Origin of the sequence: Bartonella sp. AP4SXKL (assembly GCF_042195845.1) — a bacterium.
In the GTDB taxonomy this organism is placed as follows: domain Bacteria; phylum Pseudomonadota; class Alphaproteobacteria; order Rhizobiales; family Rhizobiaceae; genus Bartonella.
In genome coordinates this window covers 48,605-67,256 of record NZ_JBHIPA010000005.1, presented here as the reverse complement: position 1 = coordinate 67,256, position 18,652 = coordinate 48,605, and the positions used below count along the sequence as shown (strand labels likewise).

Annotated in this window: 13 protein-coding genes and 1 other RNA gene; 2 read left to right on the top strand and 12 right to left on the bottom strand. The window is 37.7% G+C overall.

All coding sequences use genetic code 11. The features are described 5' to 3' along the window. Positions 1–45: 45 nt before the first annotated feature. From murD to ettA, 12 genes are all read right to left on the bottom strand, one after another. Positions 46–1,440, bottom strand: a complete 1,395-nt coding sequence (murD, locus tag ACFIMI_RS03945) for a UDP-N-acetylmuramoyl-L-alanine--D-glutamate ligase (RefSeq protein ID WP_375613367.1) — start codon at positions 1,438–1,440, stop codon at positions 46–48. A gap of 4 nt (positions 1,441–1,444) precedes the next feature. Beyond that, positions 1,445–2,515, bottom strand: coding sequence for a phospho-N-acetylmuramoyl-pentapeptide-transferase (gene mraY / locus ACFIMI_RS03940; RefSeq protein WP_375611992.1), 1,071 nt, complete (start codon positions 2,513–2,515; stop codon positions 1,445–1,447). 22 nt (positions 2,516–2,537) lie between these two features. Beyond that, entirely contained in the window at positions 2,538–3,959 is a 1,422-nt protein-coding gene (murF, locus tag ACFIMI_RS03935) for a UDP-N-acetylmuramoyl-tripeptide--D-alanyl-D-alanine ligase (protein WP_375668336.1), read from the bottom strand. Beyond that, positions 3,956–5,407 (bottom strand): UDP-N-acetylmuramoyl-L-alanyl-D-glutamate--2,6-diaminopimelate ligase, encoded by a 1,452-nt coding sequence (locus ACFIMI_RS03930; RefSeq protein WP_375611990.1) that lies wholly within the window; start codon positions 5,405–5,407, stop codon positions 3,956–3,958. Before ACFIMI_RS03930 ends, murF begins: the two co-directional genes overlap by 4 nt. Positions 5,408–5,430: 23 nt before the next feature. Continuing rightward, positions 5,431–7,173 (bottom strand): peptidoglycan D,D-transpeptidase FtsI family protein, encoded by a 1,743-nt coding sequence (locus ACFIMI_RS03925; protein ID WP_375613364.1) that lies wholly within the window; start codon positions 7,171–7,173, stop codon positions 5,431–5,433. Then, entirely contained in the window at positions 7,173–7,577 is a 405-nt protein-coding gene (locus ACFIMI_RS03920; RefSeq protein WP_375611988.1) for a hypothetical protein, read from the bottom strand. The genes ACFIMI_RS03925 and ACFIMI_RS03920 overlap by 1 nt, the downstream gene beginning before the upstream one ends. Beyond that, the gene (rsmH, locus tag ACFIMI_RS03915; protein ID WP_375613363.1) at positions 7,574–8,572 is read right to left on the bottom strand and encodes a 16S rRNA (cytosine(1402)-N(4))-methyltransferase RsmH; all 999 of its coding nucleotides are present in this window, start codon (positions 8,570–8,572) and stop codon (positions 7,574–7,576) included. The genes ACFIMI_RS03920 and rsmH overlap by 4 nt, the downstream gene beginning before the upstream one ends. 264 nt (positions 8,573–8,836) lie before the next feature. Continuing rightward, an RNA gene (gene rnpB / locus ACFIMI_RS03910) (RNase P RNA component class A) lies at positions 8,837–9,227 on the bottom strand. A gap of 83 nt (positions 9,228–9,310) precedes the next feature. Beyond that, positions 9,311–9,820, bottom strand: a complete 510-nt coding sequence (locus ACFIMI_RS03905; RefSeq protein ID WP_375613362.1) for a lytic transglycosylase domain-containing protein — start codon at positions 9,818–9,820, stop codon at positions 9,311–9,313. A gap of 1,364 nt (positions 9,821–11,184) precedes the next feature. Next, on the bottom strand, positions 11,185–11,562 hold the full coding sequence (locus tag ACFIMI_RS03900) for a hypothetical protein (protein ID WP_375611985.1): 378 nt from the start codon (positions 11,560–11,562) through the stop codon (positions 11,185–11,187). A 2,170-nt stretch (positions 11,563–13,732) separates the two neighbouring features. Next, positions 13,733–14,671: an ArsR/SmtB family transcription factor gene (locus ACFIMI_RS03895; protein WP_375636810.1), complete on the bottom strand. Its 939-nt coding sequence runs from the start codon at positions 14,669–14,671 to the stop codon at positions 13,733–13,735. A 666-nt stretch (positions 14,672–15,337) separates the two neighbouring features. Beyond that, complete coding sequence (ettA, locus tag ACFIMI_RS03890; protein WP_375613359.1) at positions 15,338–16,987, bottom strand: energy-dependent translational throttle protein EttA; 1,650 nt, start codon at positions 16,985–16,987, stop codon at positions 15,338–15,340. 160 nt (positions 16,988–17,147) lie between these two features. Here ettA and ACFIMI_RS03885 point away from each other — a divergent pair, with 160 nt between their 5' ends. Further along, complete coding sequence (locus ACFIMI_RS03885; RefSeq protein ID WP_375636811.1) at positions 17,148–17,684, top strand: hypothetical protein; 537 nt, start codon at positions 17,148–17,150, stop codon at positions 17,682–17,684. Between the two features lie 46 nt (positions 17,685–17,730). Beyond that, entirely contained in the window at positions 17,731–18,339 is a 609-nt protein-coding gene (gene pncA, locus ACFIMI_RS03880) for a bifunctional nicotinamidase/pyrazinamidase (RefSeq protein ID WP_273790795.1), read from the top strand. Positions 18,340–18,652 lie beyond the last annotated feature (313 nt).

Below are 18,652 nucleotides of genomic sequence, written 5' to 3'. Positions count from 1 at the left end.
TCTGGAGTCTTAACGCAAAAATATTTTTTTATAACTGATGCTTTTTTATTGTAACTGCATCACAAAAGAGACAAATGCTTCGCCTCGCATTTCATAATTTTTAAATTGGTCATAACTTGCACAAGCAGGTGACAAAAGAACCGTCACCTCTTTTTCCTTACAACCCATTGCGTCAACAGCTGCTTCACGCACTGCATTTTTCAAAGTTAAGCTCATAGAAAAGGGAAAAGCAGATCCAATAGTGCGAGCAAATTCTTCCGCCGCGCTCCCAATCAAATAAGCTTTACGAATTTTAGGAAAAAATTCTCTAAGAGACTCTATCCCTCCCTTTTTTGCCTGTCCTCCAACAATCCAAAAAATATCATTAAAGGTGGAAAGCGCAGGAGCTGTTGCATCTGCATTAGTAGCCTTGCTGTCATTGATAAACAAAACCGCCCCCATTTTACGCACCTGCTGCATACGATGATCCAACCCTTTATAACTTGCCAAATGCTTGTTCACAGAAGGATCGGTTATTTTTAAAGCCTGCAATGTTGCTAATGCCATAAGGGCATTTTGCGCATTATGACTCCCACGTAACCCCGCCATAGGAGCAAGATCTGCAAGCATATGACTCTGTCCTTGACGAACAGAAAAGAGCTTGGTCCCATCTGCATAAAAACCATTTTCAACAAAATGATCCTTGGAAATTGCCTCAATTTGCTTCCCATCATGAAGTAACTGTTGATATAAAACCCGACAAGCTGCATCATCAACTGAAATGAAAGCCTGAGAAGCCTGAGCAATCAGATGCCTTTTGGTTTGCACATAACAGGCAAAACTCCCATGTCGATCAATATGATCAGGTGTTAAATTCAATAAAAGTCCAATGGTCGGCTGAAGAGAGGGAGTAAGATCAATTTGAAATGATGAACATTCAATCACATAGATACGTTTTTTAACAAATGGCTTAAGCGTCAATATTGCTTTTCCGATATTTCCCCCCATCTGCACATCATAGCCCATTTTTTCCAACAAATGCGCAAGTAAAGCCGTTGTGGTTGACTTGCCATTCGTCCCCGTAATCGCAATGAAAGGAACATCTTGGTCACACAAACCATAATGTTGTAAAAAATGCTGGCGCGCACGAACAAATAATTCAATATCACCGATAATTTCTATATTTTTTTTTCGTGCTTTTTCAACAATCCAATGGGGCTGAGGATAACTTAAAGGAACTCCAGGAGCTACAATCAATGCAACAAATTCTGACCAATCTTCATAACGGAGATCTCGTGTTGGAATATTGTGCCGAAAAGCCATTTGCACGCTTGAAGAACTATCATCCCACGCCACCACTTCTGCGCCACCGCACATCAATGCTTGTGCCGTTGCTAGTCCAGACTGTCCCAATCCAAACAGAGCAACTTTTTGACCTTTATAACACGTAACAGAAATCACATTCTCACCGCAATTTAAGTGTTGAAAGACCTATGAGAGCGAGAACAATCGAAATAATCCAAAAGCGTATCACGACTTGGCTTTCAGTCCAGCCTTTTTTCTCAAAATGATGATGTATCGGTGCCATAAGAAACACGCGTTTTCTTGTTAATTTGAAATAACCAACCTGAATAACGACCGAAAAAGCTTCCACAACAAAAAGCCCACCAATAAGAACCAAAACAATTTCGTGTTTCGTAGCAACCGCAACAGTCCCTAAGAGTCCTCCAAGAGCCAATGAACCAGTATCTCCCATAAAAATAGCTGCAGGTGGTGCATTAAACCATAAAAAACCAAGCCCTGCCCCAACAACAGCTCCCAATAAAACAGCCAATTCACCTGTTCCCGATACATAATGGATTTGGAGATAATCAGCAAAATTCATATTACCAGAAAGATAAGCAATCAGAGCAAAAGATAAAGCTGCAACCATCACAGGAACAATAGCAAGCCCATCGAGTCCATCCGTTAAATTAACCGCATTACCCGTCGCAACAATGACGAAAGCAGAAAAAGGAATAAAAAACCAGCCCAAATTGATAAGATAATCTTTTAAAAAAGGCAAAGCTAATCCAGATGAGCCAATTTTCAAGATGGCAAAAGCCGCAATTGCCGCAACAAAAAACTCCAAGCTTAATCGTGCTTTCCCAGAAAATCCTTTGTCTGTTTGTTTTGTGACCTTAAGATAATCGTCATAAAATCCAATTCCCCCAAAAGAAAGCATAACCAATAGCGATACCCAAAAGTAAATATTCGATAAATTACCCCATAAAAATGCCGATACCACAATGCCGATTAAAATCATCAATCCACCCATTGTAGGTGTTCCAGCCTTTTTAAAATGTGTTTGAGGACCATCAGCACGAATCGGTTGCCCCTTACCCTGCCGCAATTTAAGAGAAGCAATGATGCTAGGACCAAACAAAAAGACGATAAGCCCCGAAGTAAGCATAGCCGCTATCGTGCGAAAAGTAATATAACGAAATACATTCACACCTGGAAGCCAATCACTAAACGAAGAAAAAAATAGCATCATGGAATAAAAAAACCTCTTAAAACTATGAAGAAACCGCTTTATAGCGATCAAGCAATGCAGTCACAATATTTGATGAACAAAGGCTATTGGATGATTTAACCATAAGCAGATCCCCAGAAGAAATTTCTGCTAAAAGAAGCGATAAAATTTTCTCAATATTTTCAGCATAATGAACCTTAACACCAGCAGACAAATCACTGACTAAAGATTTCATCGCCTCACCAAATAGAAAAACCGGATTAGCACCAGAAAGACGTATTGGTTTTATTAAATCACGATGAAGCTTTTCACTATACTCCCCTAACTCTAGCATATCTCCTAAAATAGCAATTCGCCGCCCCCCTTTCCCTACAGGCCCTGTAGCAAGAAGCTCAAGTGCAGCACGCATAGAAGCAGGATTTGCATTATAGCTTTCATCAATGAGATAAAATTCACCCCCATTTGATAAAGACAGTCGATAACGAACACCTCGCCCCTTTTGAGAAGAAAAATGGCGAAAAGAAAGAAAAACAGGCTCTAGCTCAACCCCCATAGCATCACAAGCAGCAATAACCCCTAAACTATTTTGCACAATATGGCGCCCAGGAGCACCAATTTGGACCTCCCTATCCCGCCCCCCCATACGCACAATCATAGAAGAACTATCGGTTAGAAGACGTATATCATGCGCTTGATAATCAGCATCTTTAGTCTCACCAAAGCTTAAGATCTTTTTTACACCGCATTTCTTTGCTTTTTGAACGAGATAAGAAAAAAAATCACTATCCGCATTTAAAATGGCAATGCCTTCCTCATCCAATCCTTCAAAAATTTCAGCTTTTGCCTTTGCTATTTCTTCAAGATCCTTGAAAAAACCCATATGTCCTGCACAAATATGCGTAATGAGAGCAACATGCGGACAAACCAGTTTGACCAGAGGGCGAATTTCATCTCTGTGATTCATGCCAATTTCAAAGATACCATAATCACTCTCCACAGGCATCCGCGCTAAAGTGAGTGGAACCCCCCAGCAATTGTTTAAAGAAGCGAGATTCGCATGAACATTCCCAGCCGTTGCAAGTGCTTGTTTCAAAGCTTCTTTTGTCGTTGTTTTTCCCACCGATCCTGTTATCGCGATAATCTTAGCTCTTGAACGTTTGCGTGCAGCTTGTGCAAGTTGTTCTAAGGCTTTCAAAACATCAGGAACGACAATGAGTGGAGCCGATATCTTTTTCATATCCCTCAAACGGTGTTCCGCAACGATAAGAACGCCTGCACCTCGTTCATAAGCTTGCGCAGCAAAATCATGACCATCAAGATGATGCCCTTTAATGCAGAAAAAAACATCCCCTTCCGCAAGAGTACGGCTATCAATGGAAACCCCAGAAAAAGTTTCTGGCAGGCTTCCCATTACAACACCATTAACTGCAGCAACAAGTGCTTGCTTATCCCATAAAGCTGTCATTTCTTTCGGTCCTCTAAAGCTTCTATCGCTTTCAGACGATCTGAAAAAGGATAAGTTGTCTGCCCTATAATTTGGCCATCCTCATGACCTTTTCCAGCAATGATTAATGTATCACCAACTTTCAAAAGCTCCACCGCGTAAGAAATAGCCTCTCCACGATCTGCTATCTCTATTGCTGTTGGCACCGCCTGTAAAATATCCTTGCGTATTTTTTCTGGCATTTCTGTGCGAGGATTATCATCCGTTACAATAACAATGTCCGCTTTATCCGCCGCAATTTTTCCCATCAAAGGTCTTTTCCCTTGATCACGATCCCCTCCACAACCAAAAACAACGATCAAGCGCCCTTGCGTAAAGGGACGAACAGAAAGCAAAACCTGCTCCAAAGCTTCTGGTTTATGGGCATAATCAATGTAAACAAGCGCATTATTTTCTGTCTTTCCCACAAACTCTAACCGCCCAGGTGCCCCCTGCAAAGTTTCAAGCGCAGAAAAAACCTTACGAGGTGAAACGCCCGTTGCAATTGCTAACCCCGCTGCCATAAGCGCATTGGCGACCTGAAAATCTCCAGCTAAAGGCAAATCAAATGTATAAATATTGTTTTCCACACGACACTCAATACACTGTTTTGAGCGTTGATGTTCGACACGATTAATCGTGATAAATTGCCCCTTACGACCAATTGTCAAGACACGGCGGCGCGCTTGTGTAACAACATCAATAACCTTTTGTGAATAAACATCATCAGCAAAAATCAAAGCAGGAGCAGATACAGGCAAAAGTGTATCAAACAACCTCATTTTAGCCCGCAAATAATCCTCTACCCCCGTGTGATAATCCATGTGATCTCGCCCTAAATTGGTAAAGGCACCAGCCGTTAAACGGACTCCATCAAGTCGTCCTTGGTCAAGCCCATGCGAAGAAGCTTCAAGAGCTGCATGAGTCACACCTTCATGAGAAATTTCATAAAGAAGACGGTGCAAGACGACCGGATCAGGTGTTGTGAGAGAACCATAAACATTCCGTTTAGGAGAAACAACACCAACCGTTCCTATACTCGCAGCACAAAATCCAGCATAAGTCCAAATTTGCCGAAGAAAAGAGACAACAGATGTTTTACCACTTGTACCAGTCACAGCAACGACCGTTTCAGGCTGAGAACCGTAAAAACGTGCAGCTGCCAACGCTAAACTATGACGAACATTAGAAACACGTAAAATGGGAACAGATAAATCCTCAAGAACAGCATGATAATCTGTAACGATTGCTCGTGCGCCACGCTTTATCGCATCATCTATATAGTGCCTTCCATCACTTTTTTTTCCTTGAACAGCGACAAAAACATAGCCTGGCAAAACTTGCCGAGAATCCACACTGATTCCTGTTATTTCTATTGAAGAAAGACTTTCATCTTCAACACATTCTGTAAAAACTGTTCCCAACAACATGATAACGCACCTTTATATTCATTTTACCGTTGTTTAACGAAACTTGAATTGCTCTTTTTACTTAAAAGAGGCTCATATTCTTTTTTAAAATCGGGTTTTACACCAAGAAAACTAGCTGTGCGACGAACAATATTAGCAAGCATTGGTCCAGCATTCATTCCCGCTGTTGCTGAACGCTGTCCCTCCTCTGGCTTTGGTTCATCGATAATTGTTAAAACAACATAAGCAGGATCTTCAATAGGAAAAGCAGCAAGAAAACTATTGAAATTTTTTGTTTTAGAATATTTTCCATTTTCAACTTTTTCAGCTGTTCCTGTCTTACCACCTACACGATAGCCTTCTACTTTTGCATTACGTCCAGAACCAATATCACTATTTAATTGATAAAGGTAACGCATATTTTGACTTGTTTTAGCCTGCAAAACCCGTTTTGCATGGTGCAGAGTTTGTTCTTTTGTGCGTTTTAAAAATGTCGGAGCAATTAACCAACCACCATTCATTAAAGCAGCAGCCCCGACAGCTGTTTGCAAGGGTGTTGTTGCCATACCATGCCCAAAAGAAATCGTCATAGAATGTATATCCTTCCAATGATGTGGCACAATAGGGTGGGCAACTTCAGGCAACTCTGTTGTGAGACGATCCAGTAATCCAAGTTTTTGTAAAAAACCACGATGTTTATCAATCCCTATCGCCAATGCCTCTTTAGCAGAACCAATATTAGAAGAATAAATAAAAACCTCCCATAACGTTAAGGGTCGATTTTTTCCATGAAAATCATGAATAGTATACCCACTACTTGCTTTTATTGGCTTTGAAGCATCAATAATACTGTTTAAATGAAAAATATTGGAATCAAGTGCCATGGCGGTCGTAAAACTTTTAATAATTGATCCCATTTCAAAAGCTCCTGCCGTCATCCGATTGAGACGATCACTTTTTAAAGCTTCGATAGGATTTCCAGGATCAAAATCTGGTAGTGATGCCAAAGCCAAAACTTCCCCCGTATGTATATTTAAAATAACAGCTCCTGCAGCAATTGCCTTATAACGCTTCATAGCCTGAATAAGTTCATCATGAACAATTGCCTGAACACGCACATCAATCGAAAGCTGAACTTGTTTTAACGATTCTTCCATGGCAAGACCAGCGGCACGCAAAGCACTCAACCCCGCATCATCAATATATTTTTCCATACCTGCAATGCCCTGATTATCAACATTCACCATACCGAGAATATGGGAAGTTACAGGTCCATCAGGATAAAAACGACGAATTTCAGTCCGAAAACCAATTCCTGGTATACCAAGAGCCATAATTTGCGTCTTCTGCATTGGTGTTAACCCCCGCTGTATCCAAGAAAAACTAGATTTTCTTTTTAAGCGCTTATAGGTTTCCTGCCAATTAAGATCAGGCAAAACTGTTGAGAGCAATTCAATTGTTTCATCCACATCAATAATACGTCGTGGCTCAGCAAAAAGTGAATAAGTTTTAATATCTGTTGCCAATAAACGACCATTACGATCAACGATATCAGGACGTGCCATCAATTGAAGAACTCCAGGCCCTTTTGCTTCTTCAATCTGTCCACCTTCCAACCCATAAGAAATAAGGCAAGCCCCCATGATGCCATATAAAATTAAAAAGCAGAACAACGAAAAAAGCAAACGTGGACGACTAGAATAGGGACGACGAACAGAAACATTATGATTATTCAACGAATTCTTTAAGCGCTTTTTCTTCTGTGAGAATAAAAAAGTCGATTTCATTACTGCGCGCCTTTTTGGACAACACTATTGATCTGAGAAGCCCGATTATTTGTCAAAATATCTTGATTATCTTCCAAGATATTTTGTTTAATCACTTCTTCAATTTGATCATGTACCCGTACCGGAATGTCTTTAAACTCCACGATTTGACGCGGCTGTATAACCTCTAACCCAAGTTCTTTCTGATAACGTTTCGCAAGTTTTTGCATGCGTGAAGGCCTTATCATCACAGCCCACTCAGCATGAAGCAAACTTACCGTATTTTTTGCTGCAGCAATTTCATGCTCAAGATGAAGAACTTCGTTCATTCGCTTTTGAACATCATATTTTACCTTATAAGTAAGTCCTGCCATACAAATCATAATCAACACTAAAATCATATCAAATGTACGAAAAACTGTCATTTTTTGCTGCCTTCAAAACTGGCAATCTCTGCTAAACCAAATAATTTCATATCTGCTGCAAGAGCCTCTGCTTCAGTCCGTACACCAATACGCAACCTCGCAGAACGTGAACGAGGATTTTTCTGTAACTCCTCTTTAGTTGCCGTGATCCCACCTCGAAACAAAGGAAAAAATGTTGCTGGAGCAGCCTTTATTTCTGGCAGATAGCGTGATCTCATACATTCTCCAGAACGAGCCGAAAAAAATCTTTTGACCATACGATCTTCAAGAGAATGAAAACTGACAACCCCCAAACGGCCTCCAGCTTTTAAAACGCGTTCAGCAGCAAATAAACCACATGCCAATTCACCAATTTCATCATTAACATAGATACGAAGAGCCTGAAATACACGTGTTGCCGGATGAATACGATCTCCCGGCTTACGTCCTATCAACGTTTCGATAGCATACGCCAAATCACCTGTACGCAAAAAAGGCTGCACAACACGACGCTTTTCAATCATCCGTGCAATTCGCCCCGCATAACGCTCTTCCCCTAATATCTTAAAAATACGTGCCAAATCCCTTGCTTTTAAATGATTGACAACATCGCTGGCTGTAAAACCAGTCTGAGCCATTCGCATATCCAATGGACCATCTTTTTGAAAAGAAAAACCTCTTTCTGCTTCATCAAGCTGCATTGAAGAGACACCAATATCCAAAATAACTGCATCCACCTTCTCTTCAACGACACGATCGAGCTGTGAAAACGCCATATGGACCAAACGAAGGCGTGGAAAAAATTCATCAACAAGCGATTGTCCCGCGCTGATAGCATGAGGATCACGATCAAGAGCAATCACCTGTGCTCCTGCCTTTAATAAAGCGCGCGTATACCCACCAGCACCAAAGGTACCATCAATTACTTTTGCTCCAACCAATGGCATAAGCCCAGCCAAAACTGGCTGTAACAACACTGGAATATGGCGTTCAGCTCTTTGATCCTGCTTTATCAAAATAATCCGTCTTGAAGTTATGCTGTCTTAAATCAACAGCTCTCTCATGGCAACTGATCTTAGAATAACCTGACCTTCAACTTTCACATTAATCACAATGAACGAAAAAACTAAAGTTATCCCAAAACAGATCCTAACGCATTATACTTAAAGAAATGTTATAATTTTTTTAAACACCCTTTGCTCAAGTGTCCATTTCAAACACATAGACTCCATAAAAGACCATATATAATTGATCTTATAAAATATCGCCTATCATCATGAAATATCAGTCGGCCTATAAGCCGGGTTCTGTAGAGTAAAGCTTACACTTTACATGGCAACCATTCATCTGGGACGGATGTTACCATCCGCCTCGTGCAACCTACCCGAATGACTCGCCCGGAAATCGGCTGCAAATTAAATTTTGCACGTCATTTCTATTTGGTCTTGCTCCCGGTGGGGTTTACCTTGCCACATTCATTACTGAATGCGCGGTGGGCTCTTACTCCACCCTTTCACCCTTACCTATAAAAATAGGCGGTTTACTTTCTGTGGCACTTTCCCTAGGGTCACCCCTGCCGGGTGTTACCCGGCACCGTCTTTCCATGGAGCCCGGACTTTCCTCACCTGCCGTATTTCAGTATCAGACAAGCGCGGCTGCCCAGCCGACTGACATACTGATTTATAAAACATTTTCTGCTCCGTGAAAATAGCATCTTAAAATATTTTATGACAAACCTCTCTCAACAGATGTTTTTATTTTAATGAAGCCAGATAAGTCTTTACTTTTGCGCAATATTTCGCTGAAATGGAATTCATTTTTTTTGCAGCATGACCTGCGTTATATTTAAGGATTGTACCACACGTACTTCCACCACTGAGTTTATAGGCCCTTGCCAAATAACGCATACCATATTCAAGATTGGTCGCAGGATCGTACAAATCCTGTACAGAACCACTAAAGCCCAACCCTCGTGCCGTAGAGGGTTTAATTTGCATCAAACCTATTTCGCCAGCAGCCCCCTTTATACCTGCCTTATAATTACTTTCAACTTTTACAACAGCATGTGCTAAATTAACGGGAACATTATATTTATTCGCAAGTTTCTGAATAAGAAACTCATAAGGACGAGCAGAAATCTTAGAAGCAACAATCACTGAGGTTTCTCCTGATTCCGCAACATTTAAGACACTATGAGTCCAACTTATATCAAATACAAAAAATACAGCACATGCTGTATTTAACAAGATTTTCAAAAATTGCATTTTCTTTCTCTTCACTCAAACATTCTCAAATTCTAGCCGCAAGTAATTTGCAAATGTATTATACAAAAAAGAAAGCAAAAGAACGTCTTTAAAAAGGAAATAGTAAGACAATTTCAAGCTAAAATTATGAAATAAAAGAATATATCTTTATGCACAAGTCTCAGATTTCTCTATATCATAAAATAAAAAAATAAAAAGACTATAATTAATCTTATAGCGTATCAAATAAAATGATATAATCTATAACTTGCGGCTATCTCTGTTGTATCAATCAATTTTTATATTAAAAAAATAGCATCTGAACTAGATGTAATATTTTTTACATAAGATTATTAATTTTTTTATTGAGATCAATCCCTCAAAGAAAGAGAGACAAGAGCATCTTTTTACCGAAGATGCTCGATATCAAAAAAGGTTCACAAAAAATATAAATCGTTATCAACGCTTCTCTCTGATTAATAAACACCCACTGCACTCTTTATGTCCGATAAAACCTCAAAAAATCACAAAACAAATCCCCCCATCATTGCGCATAAAAAATTCATAAATATACTAAAACCATCATACTCTTTACCAATTCAAAATATTGGAACAGACTTTTAGCTCTCAAGATGTCTCAAAGAAGCTTTTTAATTCCTTTTTATAAAGAGTTTTTATCCACACAAGCCTCTACTTGTGGTATACAAGAAACTGATTTTAATTTTTTCACCATGGATAAATTTAAAATGAGAGGATTTTACAATTCTTAAGATTCTCATTCAATATAAAATGATAAATTATCATTATAAAACAATATACTAAAAAAGTTATATCCGTTTTTATCCCTACAACAAAGCTTAACAATTACTTGTGTCTATTTTTTTTGAAAAATGTTAGAAAACTCAATACCCCCAAAGCCTTTTTAAATAAAAATAGACCTCTCATCTTCATTCAAATATTTTTTCTTTGTCACAGACTATCATCTTATCAGTCTTGCACCTCATTTTCAGAAATCATACAAGTGGATAAATATCCTAAAATCTGTAGAACAAAAAAAGCTTAAATCCTTTAAAAAATTTTATTTTCTCATATCAAATAAAAAAATAACCGGCATATAAAATGCAGTTAACGTGTTTTATTATAGTCAATACTGCTTTTGTCATTGTAGCGATTGATAATGCAATTAACTTGGACCAATACCCTTGATAGACTTTCTATCATTCCTGTAATGATTGCAACATTACCCTTATACTCCAATTGCTTACCTTTTGAGAGATAAATTTTGTTAATACCTTACAAATTGATCATCTCCTCGCACTTTTCAAAATTTCAAGAGAAGCTCTTTCTCCTTAAAATAAACCCCAAAAGCGCGATTAAAAAAATAGCTAAAAATAAGCATTAGCAACGGAAGGACGAGAAATCGCTTTCGAGAGAGCCATAGCAACAGTTTCACCAGATTTTTGAGCCTGCTCACGACTCTGACCACTTTTAGAAGCAAGCGCAATTACATCACGACGCAGCTGCGCAATAAACAACTCTTGCTGTTGAGGGGTCATTTTAGAAAGATGCTTGATAATATCTGGAAAAGATACGGATAATCTCTCTAATAACTCCTCCTCTGTTACATCAAGCTGCTGAGAAGAAAAAGAAGAGCGACCGGGAAAAAACTGATAAACAACACCACTTCGAGAAGCAAAAAAGACAGCGCCAAAAATAAAAAATACGAATAAAATAAAAATAATACGATGCGAAAAAGATCCCATTATCTCTTACCTAAAGACCACAGAATACAAACATAGATTCCTTTTATGATTCCCCTTATAGCATTCAACAATGCCTCAATAAAGAAAAATCAAATTATTAAAAATGAATACGCTAACACTATCCGCCCAATAAGACTCGCCCCTCTATGTATTTAGGTACTATAGGCGAAACAATAACAAATTTTACACCTCCCCCCTAATAACACCTTACATTTCCTAAAATAATTACAAAAAGCCTGACTGAGGAAATCCTCAGTCAGGCCAGACAATCTAGGGGATCCACGCGGGGGGGGGGGAGGAGGTTCCCCGATTGTCCTCTTACATCAACCACTAAGATAGCCGATGCAATATTCTTGCTATGGAATAAAATTCTTTAAACAACAAGAAATTCTTATCATCTTCTACGCAAAAAAACATAAAAGAATTATAAATTATTTAAAAATGTTTAAATTTAGGCAAAAAAAGTTCAAAATGACCCAATTTGAAGCAATTTTATTTCAAGAAGCATCAATTAGAATCTACGATCATTATAACTTTTAAATAGTTTCTTTCATAACTCTGATGATCATATTAAAAAACAGTAATTTCTACGTATCCACCCTATAAAAATCAAACTACGTAAAAGTAGAATCACTTTTCCAACAGCAATCACCACAAAAAGAAAAACGTAGATTTTTAAAATCTTACACAAATAACCGTAAAAAATGGAAAACATCTTCTTGCAAGAAAGCTATGAATTATTTAAATAAAACAATAAATTAGAGAAAATAAAATCTTATCTATCTTTATAAAAAATTTCTGTAAATGATCATTAAAATATTGTTACATCCCTCATGTAACAATCAATGAGGAACTTAAACAGCTTAATCTTATGAAAAAATGAGAGCTCTGAAGGTATTTGTTTCGAATCACGCCCCATCGTCATTCCAAATAACGATAAACCATTTTACAATAACCAACAGTCTCTAACGCATTTTAACATAACAAACCGAAATCAATACAGACATTTTCTCTTAATCTCTATCATTTAAATGATCCCGTAAAATAATACACACAGTAGTTTCTATGCTCAAAAATTTTTATATTCTGTTCTTCTAACGTAAACAATTCATTGATTTACAATCATAACTCATCATTTTACAATTTACATGAGAGATCTCAAGAACGTAAGGTTCCCTTATTTTAAATCTTCGTCTATTGAATTAATGAATAGCCATACTACCGCACATCACAAACAAGAAGAAGCATATGGATAAAAAACATAAAACGATGATGCCGGCTTACAACTTTTACTTAAACTAAAGACGATGGTGCCCTATCAATTTTACGCTATACCAACGGACTGCGTCATAAGATGAGCGGCAAACATAAAAAGAAAGAAAATACTTTTGGCAAAAACAATGGACTTATTTAATAACCTTCATAACTTCTCATGATAAAGAGATACGAAACTTTAGTGTAATATCACACTTTTCTTTCCTACTTTCAGCCACAGACTATCCGTAGATCATCGCCGATCTTATTTTTATGAATATAATGCATTGTTTTACCCTTTTACTTTTTCGTCTTTTTAGAGCATCTTTTTGCACCCCTCACTAAAAGTTCCAACGTACTCCTTATCTAAAAACCTGTTTTAAAGAGATATTTTAAGATCTATTGGGCACCACCATCTTTGACATTTATGAAGGTATGAGCCTTCACTATGATTATATTGTGCGGCATTATATCATATTGCAGCCGCTCCCACATTTAGAAAATGTATGAAAGATGTATTTTCTTTTACAAACGGTATCATTAAGATAAATACCTTCTTTTGTAGCAGACAAACAGACTCTTTCGGATTCTGAAACAGGAAATTTGAAATGAAACAACATTCCTGTATTTAAACCTCTTATTGAGTCTAAAAAAATCAATGATCTTTTAAAATCAATATATTGGCTAATAACATAAATATGATATCAAGAACACCTTAAATAATGATCCTCATAGGCTTAACTCTATAGAAGGTGCTTCATTATACAGCCTACACGCCGCTATAAAACACCAATACTCCCATATAAAAACATAATACAAATGTAAAAAACAATAGCTTATCAATGATTGAATAAAGTTTTATCTCTACGCTATTCTTGAGAAAAATCAGAGTATAAAGTACGTTAACAAACGCGATTTATGCAAAATCTACTTGTTTATCTTTGATATCGTCAACCAATAAACGCGGATCACGAGCAAGCCAAAGCGTAGCACTCCCCTCCTCACTGTTTTCATTTTGTATAGGAGTAAGACAAACCGTTTGTTCTAGAACAAGTCCCGCATTTTTAAGCCATTGTTCTATTTGTAAAGCCGAAAATCCAAAACGCATATGCACTTGATCAGAATATGAAGACTCAATTTCATGATAACCAAAATCCACAATCAATAAACGGCCATGAGGACGCAAAACACTTGATATCTCATGAAGGAATATTTCAGGATTTTCAAGAAAATGTAAAACCCAATGAAGAATAACTAAATCAAAAGTTGTATCTCCAACAGACAAGTGAAAAACATTGCTATCAAGCACAACTTGAACCGCATGCGTATAAAGATTAGAAAACAATTTTAAGATAGAGTCTCCACCTCTTCCAATATTCAACATCGTCTGAAATGGTTTATCGCCAATGATTTCAAGTAACGAGTTTTCTACACCATGATCTGCCATATAGGATGACCGTAATACATCCCGTTGCAACGCATTTTGTAAGAAATGCTTCTTCCTCGTTTTTTGACGCTGCTTTTTAACATCCTTCAAACGTTCTAAATCATGCGCTAACAACACATCATCCTTTGGCAAAGCCGAAAGAATACCTATCACAATGTCTTTACCCCAAAAATCATGACAAAGCTTAAAATAAAGGCTATCCCCCTTCTGATAACGCTCAATCAATCGTGCTTCGTACAATAAACGTAAATATCGTGATATACACGCTTGCGACTGATCAAGAATAAAAATAAAATCAGGAATTGTTAAATCTTCATGATGTAAGAGCCTAAGAACACGTAAATGGCTTACTTCTGCGACCGCTTTCAGCAGCACAATCATTGCATCTAAACTTGCACTTTTTTTCATAATTATCCCCTAAACATTCCTATAAACATTTGTTTATAGGAAAAAAAGTCAAGCATACAACGCATATTCTCATCTATTTTGTTCTCTCTATTTTATCATACTATGAAAAAAATAGGCTAATGTAAAAAACGAACAGATCTTATCTCCCTGCTTCTCGTTATAATGAGAATACATTGATTTATAATAATAATTCATTTTTAACTTGAATAAAAAACCGGAATACCGTAGATTTTTCTCATTTCAAATCTATTCATGATAAATCAATCCAAATCATTCTCTTACAGCTCATAAACGGAGGGGACAGATGGATAAAAATACCTTTTATGCCCACCTAAAAACAAGAACTGCATACTATTGAGAAAAAATAACATGATAATGCCAGCTTGCATTTTTATTAAGTAAAGATGATAATGCTCAATGACCAAGGCATTTGTAGAAGTAATACTATACGCTCCATCCCCTCCTTTTCATTGCAGTTTTACAAAAAATAACCGGTTATATATCATGAGTAAAATAACCCTATTTAGGTCATAATTTCATAAAGTGTCTCTTACTCTTTTCAATGAATAAAAACTCCCACAGAGTACACACACACTTTATTTATGAAATAACAAACGCAATAAAATACACTATTATTCTAACAAAGTTGCGATAAGATAAAAAATTCTAGCGTGTAAGAGGTTTATAATTTGCATGCTTAGGATTAAGAGATTCCGCCCCAAGACGACGAACTTTATCAGCCTCATATTCAGCAAAATTACCTTCAAACCATTCTACATGACCATCACCTTCAAAGGCTAAAATATGTGTTGCCAATCGATCAAGAAACATACGATCATGCGATATGATAACTGCACAACCAGCGAAATTTTCCAATGCATCTTCCAATGCACCCAATGTTTCAGTATCAAGATCATTTGTCGGTTCATCAAGAAGAAGCACATTCCCCCCCTCTTTTAGAAGTTTCGCCAAATGTACGCGATTGCGCTGCCCTCCTGATAAATTTGCCACCTTCTGCTGCTGATCTGCCCCCTTGAAATTAAAAGCCCCGCAATAAGCGCGGCTATTCATCTCATATTTGCCTAATTTAATAATGTCATTTCCACCAGAAATTTCCTCCCAAACAGTTTTATCCCCCACCAAGGAATCGCGACTCTGATCCACATAACTCATGTGAACTGTTTCACCGATACGTATCTGACCTGAATCGGGCTTTTCCTGTCCCGTCAACATTTTAAACAAGGTCGACTTTCCCATACCATTGGCCCCAATAACGCCGACAATGCCACCAGCAGGAAGTTTAAAAGAAAGAGAATCAATCAATACACGTTCACCATAAGCTTTAGAGAGATTATCAACCTCAATAACAACTTGTCCTAACCTTTCTCCAATAGGAATAATGATTTGCGCCTCTCCAGGACGGCGCTCACGTGCTGCTTGAACCAACTCATCATAAGCCTTAATCCGAGCTTTTGACTTTGCTTGTCGCCCTTTTGGACTAGAAGCGATCCATTCTTGCTCACGTGATAAAGCACGTTGACGCGCTGCCTCTTCACGGCCTTCCTGAGCCAAACGCTTGGCTTTAGCCCCCAAATAAGCAGAATAGTTCCCCTCATAAGGAATACCTCTACCGCGATCTAATTCTAAAATCCAACCCGTTACATTGTCGAGAAAATAACGATCATGGGTTATCAAAAGCACAGCCCCAGGATATTCACGTAGATGCCTCTCAAGCCAAGCCGTCGTTTCAGCATCTAAATGGTTTGTCGGTTCATCCAAAAGTAATAAATCAGGTTTTGACAAAAGCAATTTACAAAGTGCAACACGCCGCTTCTCACCACCCGAAAGTTTTGTTACATCCCCATCGGCTGGCGGACAGCCAAGAGCAGCCATAGCCATTTCCACTTGACTTTCTAAATCCCAAAGATTCTGACTGTCAATAATGTCCTGAAGCTGTGCGCTTTCATCAGCCGTTTCCTCGCTATAATTCATCATCAATTCGTTATAACGCTCAAGAATTTCCTGTTTATCTGCAACACCTTCCATCACATTACCACGCACATCTTTGCTCGCATCAAGCAAAGGTTCTTGTGGTAGATAACCACAGCGTGCTCCTTCAGAAATCCATGCTTCTCCCGTATATTCCTTATCTAGCCCAGCCATAATACGTAAAATAGTTGACTTCCCTGCACCATTCGGCCCTAAAATACCGATCTTCGCATCTGGATAAAAAGACAAATGAATATTTTCTAGAACTTTTTTATTGCCGTAAGACTTGTTAAGCCCAGCCATATGATAGATAAATTGACGTGCCATAAATTTCTCTTTATATTATGCGATATTAAAGATTAGGATTTTGAAAAAACTGCTTTTGCTTTTTGAAACTGTACAGTAAATAGCACTTACGTCGTATCAAAAGCTTTCGCTTTATATTGGTACATTTTTTCTAATCTCACAAGCCCCAGTATGGTCCTGAATGCAAAAAAACATCCCCCTAAAGAGCAAAAAGCAAATCTTTTTAGCTGTACCTGAAACCTGTTATCAAACATTGCCTCTCTTTTCCATACCAGATATAACATTGTATTTTTATCGTATTAAACCGACTTATCAATGTAATATGGTACCACAAAGAAAAGCAATTCTCTATGCGCCTTCTTTTCTCGCTTTATGGGCTTTATATTACGCAGTAAAAAATCCTTCTCTTTTTTCATCGATTTTTTGCTACGGAAAGCAATGGTCTTCACCCCTTGCCTTGATATGGCTTAAATTACGTTTACAAAACGACCGCCGCCTTATGGGATCTGACGTCCCAAGCCCAATGATCATGAAAGCTTTGCATCAACACGTAGCAACAAATGAATACAGTGCCCTTCCCATTGGTACGTGGTTACAATTCGTAAAAAACTATAAAGCCAATTGTAAAAACTTATCCATCCCCCTCTTTTGGCTTGATAATTATAAAAATAATATCAATATCCAGCACATCATTTCAAAACTTCAAGACGACATATAGCTTTTTAAAAATACGATAAAAGCTCATCTCGTATAGGAATATATTTATGGAAAAAAAAGCCTTAATCGTCATTGATGTTCAAAATGACTTCTTACTAGGTGGAGCACTTGCCGTACCTCAAGGTGATGCTATTTTACCCGCCGTCAATAATCTCATAAATCATTTTGACCACGTTATCTTAACCCAAGACTGGCATCCCAAAAACCATTGCAGCTTTGCTTCCTGCTATCCTGAAAAAAAGCCCTATGATACAGTCATTCTTGACTATGGTCCTCAAATACTTTGGCCTGATCATTGCATACGAGGAACACAAGGAGCAGAATTCCATCCATCTCTTAGAGTAGAAAAGGCACAACTTATCCTTAGAAAAGGCTATAATCAAAAAATGGATAGCTATTCTGCTTTTCTTGAAAATGATCAAAAAACACCAACAGGTTTACAAGTTTATCTCAAAGAACATGGTTTTACTAAGCTCATTATGTGTGGCTTAGCAACTGATTTTTGTGTCGGATTTTCTGCTCTTCACGCTATGCAATGCGGTTTTAAAGTCAGTGTTTCATTAAATGCCTGTGCTGGTATTGATGTAAACGGATCACTAAACACTATGCTTAAAACAATGAACGAAGCCGGTATAGAACTTTTAATGGTCTCTTAAAATATCCTTCTCTAATCTACCATTATAATACACTGATTTATAAAGGATAAATCATTTTGCACATATTTAAGTAAGAGTCCAGAATATCGTAAATTCTCTCATTTCAAACCTGTTTCAAAAACATTCTTTTACACGTTACAAAGAGAATCAATGTATGAATAAATCATTCAAAAAAACAGTAAGAATGCTTCTTATGACCCATTAAATGCAAGGGCTTGTCATAATATTGAAAGCTGGTAAAAAGTATAACATCAGCTTTCTGTCTTATATTTAGGTCAAAAAGTATCCTAGAGATTGTACATTATTGGCTTCA